The organism is Bradyrhizobium sp. (assembly GCF_019244115.1).
In the GTDB taxonomy this organism is placed as follows: Bacteria; Pseudomonadota; Alphaproteobacteria; order Rhizobiales; family Xanthobacteraceae; genus Bradyrhizobium.
Map to the genome: position 1 here is coordinate 1 of NZ_JAFATE010000196.1, position 6,520 is coordinate 6,520.

The 6,520-nt window shown below is 60.8% G+C and carries 7 protein-coding genes; 2 read left to right on the forward strand and 5 right to left on the reverse strand.

The window, feature by feature from the left end; translation table 11 throughout:
- Positions 1-157: 157 nt before the first annotated feature.
- Positions 158-583, reverse strand: coding sequence for a TonB system transport protein ExbD (gene exbD, locus JOZ76_RS08535; protein WP_291698186.1), 426 nt, complete (start codon positions 581-583; stop codon positions 158-160).
- 3 nt (positions 584-586) lie between these two features.
- Positions 587-1,294: a tonB-system energizer ExbB gene (exbB, locus tag JOZ76_RS08540; RefSeq protein WP_441299998.1), complete on the reverse strand. Its 708-nt coding sequence runs from the start codon at positions 1,292-1,294 to the stop codon at positions 587-589.
- A gap of 533 nt (positions 1,295-1,827) precedes the next feature.
- On the opposite strand from exbB, the gene JOZ76_RS08545 reads away from it, so the two are divergent.
- Positions 1,828-3,066 (forward strand): toll/interleukin-1 receptor domain-containing protein, encoded by a 1,239-nt coding sequence (locus JOZ76_RS08545; RefSeq protein WP_291698188.1) that lies wholly within the window; start codon positions 1,828-1,830, stop codon positions 3,064-3,066.
- Between the two features lie 22 nt (positions 3,067-3,088).
- Here the strand turns inward: JOZ76_RS08545 and JOZ76_RS08550 are convergent, their stop codons facing one another.
- Positions 3,089-3,766, reverse strand: coding sequence for a hypothetical protein (locus JOZ76_RS08550; RefSeq protein ID WP_291698189.1), 678 nt, complete (start codon positions 3,764-3,766; stop codon positions 3,089-3,091).
- 78 nt (positions 3,767-3,844) lie between these two features.
- On the opposite strand from JOZ76_RS08550, the gene JOZ76_RS08555 reads away from it, so the two are divergent.
- The gene (locus JOZ76_RS08555) at positions 3,845-4,099 is read left to right on the forward strand and encodes a hypothetical protein (RefSeq protein ID WP_291698190.1); all 255 of its coding nucleotides are present in this window, start codon (positions 3,845-3,847) and stop codon (positions 4,097-4,099) included.
- A gap of 944 nt (positions 4,100-5,043) precedes the next feature.
- Here the strand turns inward: JOZ76_RS08555 and JOZ76_RS08560 are convergent.
- On the reverse strand, positions 5,044-5,742 hold the full coding sequence (locus tag JOZ76_RS08560) for an ABC transporter ATP-binding protein (protein ID WP_291698191.1): 699 nt from the start codon (positions 5,740-5,742) through the stop codon (positions 5,044-5,046).
- 7 nt (positions 5,743-5,749) lie between these two features.
- On the reverse strand, positions 5,750-6,520 hold a 771-nt coding region (locus JOZ76_RS08565), incomplete at its 5' end, for an FtsX-like permease family protein (RefSeq protein ID WP_291698192.1).

Genomic DNA, 6,520 nt, shown 5'->3' on the forward strand with positions numbered 1-6,520 from the left:
TCGAAGGCCGGCGCCTCGGCGCGCGTCTCCGGCTCCGGCCTCAGCCGCAGATATCCCACCGCGAGCCCGACATGGAGCACGAGGACGATGACCACAGCCGCAACCCAGAGCGCGAACTCGCCGGATTGATCCGGTTGATCATCGACCGTGAGGACGGTCACGGCGCGCTCCTGCTCTCGAGCGCCACCAGCGCGACCTTCTGATAGCCGGCGTCGCGGAGCAGGTTCATCACCTGCATGACCTCACCGTAGGAGAGCGACTGGTCGGCGCGCAGAAACACCCGCTGCTGACGATCGGCACCGGTGGCGGCATCGAGTGCGGCAGCGACATCGGAACGCGCCACGTCATCGTCGCCGACCGCGAATGTATGGTCCGCCTTGTACGTGACGAAGATCGGCTTGTCGGGCCGCGGCTGCTGCTCCGATGTCGAGGCCGGCAGATTGACGGAGATGTCGACGGTCGCGAGCGGCGCCGCCACCATGAATATGATAAGCAGCACCAGCATGACGTCGATGAACGGCGTCACGTTGATTTCGTGCGCCTCGGCATACTCGTCGTCGCGCTTGGCAAAGCTGATGGCCATGCCTCACTCCGCCGATTGGGCGATCGACAGTGCCGGCGCGTCGGCCGCACGCGGGCCGCGCCTTAAGTCGAACTCCCGATTGTCCCGTTCGAGATCACGGCTGAGCAGACGCAGGATCGCCACCGAGGCATCGGTGAGGTCGGCGCGATATCCGCCAATCGAGCGCACGAAGACATTGTAGATCACGACCGCCGGAATGGCGGCGACTAACCCGAAGGCGGTCGCCAGCAGCGCTTCGGCGATGCCCGGCGCAACGACGGCGAGGTTGGTGGTATGGGCGCGGGAAATGCCGACAAAGCTGTTCATGATCCCCCACACCGTACCGAATAGCCCGATGAACGGGGCGACCGCGCCGATGGTGGCGAGCACGCCCATGCCGCGCCCGATCTGCCGTGCCGCTACCCCCTGGAGCCGTTCGAGCTCCCAGGCCACACGTTCCTTGATGCCTTCCGCGGAGAGGTCTTGCGACCTGTCAAGCTCATCCTCGGCTGCCGCCAGAAGCCGGATCACAGCGCTTCGCTGTCCCGCGAGTTGCCTGATCGCACCGAAGAGGGACGGGGACGCCATCAGCGTTGCAGAGGCTCGACGTGCGGCGCGCCGCGCCAGACGCAACTGAATCGTCTTGACCAGCAGGACGGTCCAGGTCGCGACCGATGCCAGCGCAAGGCCTAGGATGACGGCCTTCACCACAATGTCGGCGTGAAGAAACATGCCCCACGGCGACAACTCATCAGGAAGCGACCCGATGCTCGGGCCTGCCAGCGCCGATGGCGCGGGAGCCGCCTCTTCCGCCAGGGCATTCCAGGGCGCGACCACCGCAATCGAAAGCAAGGCAGAGCCGAGTGCTTTTCCAGATCGTGCGCTTGGCCAGGACTGCACCGGTCGCATCGGGAGATTGCGCATCGCGTTTCTTCCTTCGTTTCCTGCAAAGCCCGCCTTCTTGCTCTGGGCGGTCATGAGTGAGGGTGCACTCTCCGCGCAGGTGCTTCAAGAAAGATGCGGCAGAAAATGTCCCGGGCGCGTCGGGAAAAAATCCCGACCGGACGCGGCAGCATGTCGGTCACGCACTTCAGGGCCGGATCGGCGCTCGCCCAGGCCTGCATATTCGCAAGCGGGGTCCGCCAAATCCAAGCTGAAGTTTCATTACACGCCGAATCAAAAGGTGGGATGAGCCGAGGACGTCCGCGCCCCTCTGTGGTATTCCTCTACGAGAGCAGCAATCAAGTCGATCAAGGAAGTTGGTCATGCTGATTGATTCGCTTTTCGCTCTTGTTGCCGCAGCCTTTCCTCTCCCCCACCTCCCACCGACGGAACCTGACTTCATTCTGGCCGGGCTTCCATCGGGGGCAATCAAGCTCGCAATTCGGAATCTCCCGATATTGGTCCATTTTGGGGCTGCTGGATTTTTTATCGCAGGAGTATGGGCTGCCAGCCGACTATATTCATCGACAAGTCGAGAGGTGGGGCTCAGCTCGGACCGCAGTGGAAAAGCTCATTCTGAAATCACCTCGGAGCTTGCGGCACAATTTTCACTCCATGACGCAAAAGAGTCCGCGTCAGCCGCAAGTCCAAACACGGCAATTGATCACGACGAAGCTCCCGTGCAGACACCAGCTGGCGACAGTTCAAAGCCGGTGAATATCGCAGCCTTCGCGCCACCCACCGTCGCACCTGGTGACGATTTCTACATTCAGGTTGTCATACACAGCCCCGAGCAACTGGCCGATGCAAAGGCTGTCGCAGAAGAGCTCGATGCCGCCACCACGTTATTCAAGACTGTTCCGTTGAAGCTTCCTCTGTCGCATGGTGACAAAGTCCGAATTGCCATTGAGAGTCGGGGTGCCGAAATTCAAAGCCCAGATCAGGAATTTATGTGGCGGGGCTATGTTGCTCATGTTGCATATGCGGCAAGGCTCCCGACAAGATTCGGTGCGAGGAAGTACAAGCCGCTGATCCGGGTCTTTGTAAATGGAGCGCCCGCCGGGATCATCGAGCTAAGGCTACAGGCCATTCCTGATTCCGACGGGGCGACCTCGGCTCCGGTTGCCGAAAAGGCGCTGCGGTTCAACAAGGTGTTCTTGTCCTATGCCTCCGCAGATCGACCGAAGGTGCTCGATATGGTGAAAATGCTGAAAGCACAGAAGATCGACTACTTCCATGACCTTCTCTCGCTCGAACCAGGTCAACGCTGGAAAGAGGAAATCTATACACAGATTGCAGGCTGTGATGCCTTTTATCTATTTTGGTCATCCAATGCGAAGCGATCGGAATGGGTCATTCGAGAAGCAACACTCGCGCTGCAGAATCAAAGAAACTCGCCCGACGGGATCCCGCATTTCCTGCCCATCATCATCGAAGGCCCGCCGGTCGTCGAACCACCGCCGGAGCTGAGTGAATTTAATTTCAATGACCCAACGCAGCATGCTGTTTTTGCCGAAGAGTTTGCACGCCACCACGCGAGGTCAAATACGGACGGAGGTTGAAATTCATCATGTGGCGTCTTGATCAGCGAGCCTCGACAAGGTGTGTTCGAATCGTCGGGGCGGATGACCTCGTCGGCAAGACGCGGAACGCAAGTGCGCTTACTCCCAAAAGAAATGGAGATTGCAGGAGAGACGTCGCCGTCGAATCCACCGACAGAGAGAAGCCCGAACCCGCGATGGTGCCAATCAACAGGAAAACGAGGCCCGCCCATTTTCCCGACCGAACGATCATTGCGCGAATGACAAAAGCGAACGTCGCAAAAACATCGAGAGCTTCGCTAATCATGATCATCACTCCAACGAGGACGCCCCAGGCGGGGCGCGCCGCGATAAAAGCGCGTAGTTGCGCGCCGCCGCCGACCGGGAGATCGTTTAGTCCATTCATGACGACGTCGGGAATGAAGCGGGGAAGGACCACCAGCAGCAGAAGCACGTTCAGAAATATCAGGAAGTACAGCACCGGTGCCTTCCAATACGTATCGCCGACCGCGAATTTCCACGAGGCGAGCGCCGCGATAATGATCAGGCACTGTACCAAAACCCAAGCGAACAGCACTTTGATAAGCTCGGGCGGAAACTCGGGCGTCTCGTCAAGGCGAGTCTCCAACAGCATTTGAATATATCCCAACAAGGCCCCTATCGCGACAAAGAGCGAAACGCGACCGATTGTGGCAAGCCCGATGGTACGGATCAAATTCATTGAATTGATCTGTCGAATGAGCAATTTCAAAATCATACTACTGGGCGCGCCATCTGCAAATCACATCCCGCAGGATGGATGGGCCTGCCAAGTCCATCACCAATCGCACGGACGAAGCACCGAGCGATCTGCAAGGATCGAACATCGCGGCGCAGCGTTCTCTGCGGCGCGCGCCAGTACCGCGTCTCTGTCGTCACTATCGAGATGGCCGATGAGCGCGTCGATCGCGGGCAACGAGTCAACATTGAAGTTCGGGTGCGCGATCTGCACCGCGAAGTTTTCAAGTTGCTGTCGCGCGACCAGCGTGGCAGGGCAGAATCGTCGTTGGCGTGAAAACTCGCATATTCGCGTGCGAGGCCACCGCTTTGAGATCAAGTGATTTTGCCCGACGGGCGAATCAATTTGATTTTGGCGACGCCTAGCTTCGCGCGAAGCGGTCCAGGCCGCAAAAGTCGCTGGTGCGGAAAATCGAAATTCGTGAAGCTAATCAAGGCTGACCTCGCCGGTTGGGGACCGGCCGGCGAATTCCGCTTGACATGTTCTGAAAATCAGAACAATAGTCCACCCATCCCGCCTCGATGATAGAGGGCGTTTTGGCCAATCGTCACTGAACGTGAGGCGGGCCTGCGATGGACGCGAGCAAGGCGCTGGACGAGCGCAGTGAACGCGGACGGCAAAGGCGTGTGGTCCTGGCACCCCGACGCTGGTGTCAAGTTGGCGAAAAGACGTTTCGCCGATGACGGGGGCAAGAAAGCCCGGTTCCCCGGGGAGAGCGCGCTATAAGCCGTAAACCGTCGCGCAGGGAATGCCGGATGATTTGGCTGAACCTGTGGTTCCTTCCCCGTGCTTTTTTTACGCACGGGGGCCATGGGTGAGGCCTTCACCCGGCATTCCCTGCGCCCTCTGTTTTCTGGAGGGACAACGTGACCGCATCCCTCGGGGCTTTCCGCCCGCGAGAATGCGCCGCCGTGCCCTCAAGGCTGTTTGAAAATTGAATCGAAGAGTTTCGTCATTGCGAGGCGCCTTGGCGCCGAAGCAATCCAGACTGCTTCCCCGGCGACAGTCTGGATTGCTTCGCTTCGCTCGCAATGACGGCGGAGAGGCATGTCGGCGCTCGCGCCTCGTCATTGGGAGGCGCCCTGCGCCGACTTGTCCGCCGAAGCTCAGGGAACGAAGGCGGAAGCAATCCAGACCGTCTCCGCGGCGACAGTCTGGATTGGTTCGCTTCGCTCGCAATGACGGACTGACGGTAAGAGGCCGCGGCTGGTCCGCGAGCGTCAGTCCAGCTCGACGACCTTGCCGTCGACCAGCGAGACGCGGCGGTCCATGCGGCCGGCGAGCTCCATGTTGTGGGTTGCGATCAGCATCGCGACCCGCGTCGCCTTCACGAGCTGCATCAGCGCGTGGAAGACATGCTCGGCGGTCCCCGGGTCGAGATTGCCGGTCGGCTCGTCCGCCAGCAGGCAGCGCGGCGCGTTGGCGACGGCGCGGGCGATCGCCACACGCTGCTGCTCGCCGCCCGACAATTCCGCCGGCCGGTGGGTGACGCGTTCGCCGAGGCCGAGATAGCTCAGGATCTCGGTGGCGCGCTTGATGGTCTCCCTGCGTTTCAGGCCGCGGATCATCTGCGGCAGCATGACGTTTTCCAACGCGGTGAATTCGGGCAGCAACCGGTGCGACTGGTAGACGAAGCCGATATCGGTGCGCCTGATATTGGTGCGCTCGCCATCGGTGAGTTGCGAGGTCGGCGCGCCCGCGACATAGACCTCGCCCTCATCGGGGCTTTCGAGGAGGCCCGCAATGTGCAGCAGCGTCGACTTGCCGGAGCCCGATGGTGCGACCAGGGCCACCGACTGTCCCGCCCACAAGGCGAGCTTGACGCCATCGAGCACGGTCAGCGGCGCCTCGCCCTGGATGTACCGGCGCCTTATCTCGTGGAGATAGATGACCGGCACATCGTCCGCCCCCTGGCCCATCAGTGCCTCACTCGTAGCGAAGCGCATCGACGGGATCGAGACGCGCGGCACGCCAGGACGGATAGAGCGTCGCCAGGAAGGACAGTGTGAGCGCCATGATGACGACGGCGCTGGTCTCGCCGACATCGATTTCGGCCGGCAGCTTTGAGAGGAAATAAAGTTCCGGCGAGAACAATTCGGTCGACGTGAGCCAGGACAGGAACTGCCGGATCGTCTCGATGTTCAGGCAGATGATCAGGCCGACGAAGAAGCCGACGATGGTCCCGACCACGCCGATCGCGGCCCCGGTGATCAGGAAGATGCGCATGATCGCCCCTTGCGAGGCGCCCATCGTGCGCAGGATGGCGATGTCGCTGCCCTTGTCCTTCACCAGCATGATCAGGCCGGAGACGATGTTGAGCGCCGCCACCAGCACGATCATGGTCAGGATCAGAAACATCACGTTGCGCTCGACCTGCAGCGCGTTGAAGAATGTCGAGTTGCGTTGCCGCCAGTCGACCAGGAAGACCGGCCGGCCGGCGGCCTCCGTCACGCTCTTGCGGTAGGCATCGATGCGATCGGGATTGGTGGTGAACACCTCGATCGCGGAGACGTCGTTGGGACGGTTGAAATAGGCCTGCGCTTCGGTCAGCGGCATGAACACGAAGGTGGAGTCATATTCCGACATGCCGATCTCGAACACCGCGACGATCTTGTAGGGTTTGATCCGGGGCGTCGTCCCCATCGGGGTAACGGCGCCGCGCGGCGCCACCAGCGTGACGCTGTCGCCGGCATGGAG

Coding starts and splice junctions, on each gene's coding strand:
- exbD (WP_291698186.1), bottom strand. CDS start 583: ATGGCCATCAGCTTTGCCAAGCGCGACGACGAGTATGCCGAGGCGCAC.
- exbB (WP_441299998.1), bottom strand. CDS start 1,294: ATGTTTCTTCACGCCGACATTGTGGTGAAGGCCGTCATCCTAGGCCTT.
- JOZ76_RS08545 (WP_291698188.1), top strand. CDS start 1,828: ATGCTGATTGATTCGCTTTTCGCTCTTGTTGCCGCAGCCTTTCCTCTC.
- JOZ76_RS08550 (WP_291698189.1), bottom strand. CDS start 3,766: ATGAATTTGATCCGTACCATCGGGCTTGCCACAATCGGTCGCGTTTCG.
- JOZ76_RS08555 (WP_291698190.1), top strand. CDS start 3,845: ATGGGCCTGCCAAGTCCATCACCAATCGCACGGACGAAGCACCGAGCG.
- JOZ76_RS08560 (WP_291698191.1), bottom strand. CDS start 5,742: ATGGGCCAGGGGGCGGACGATGTGCCGGTCATCTATCTCCACGAGATA.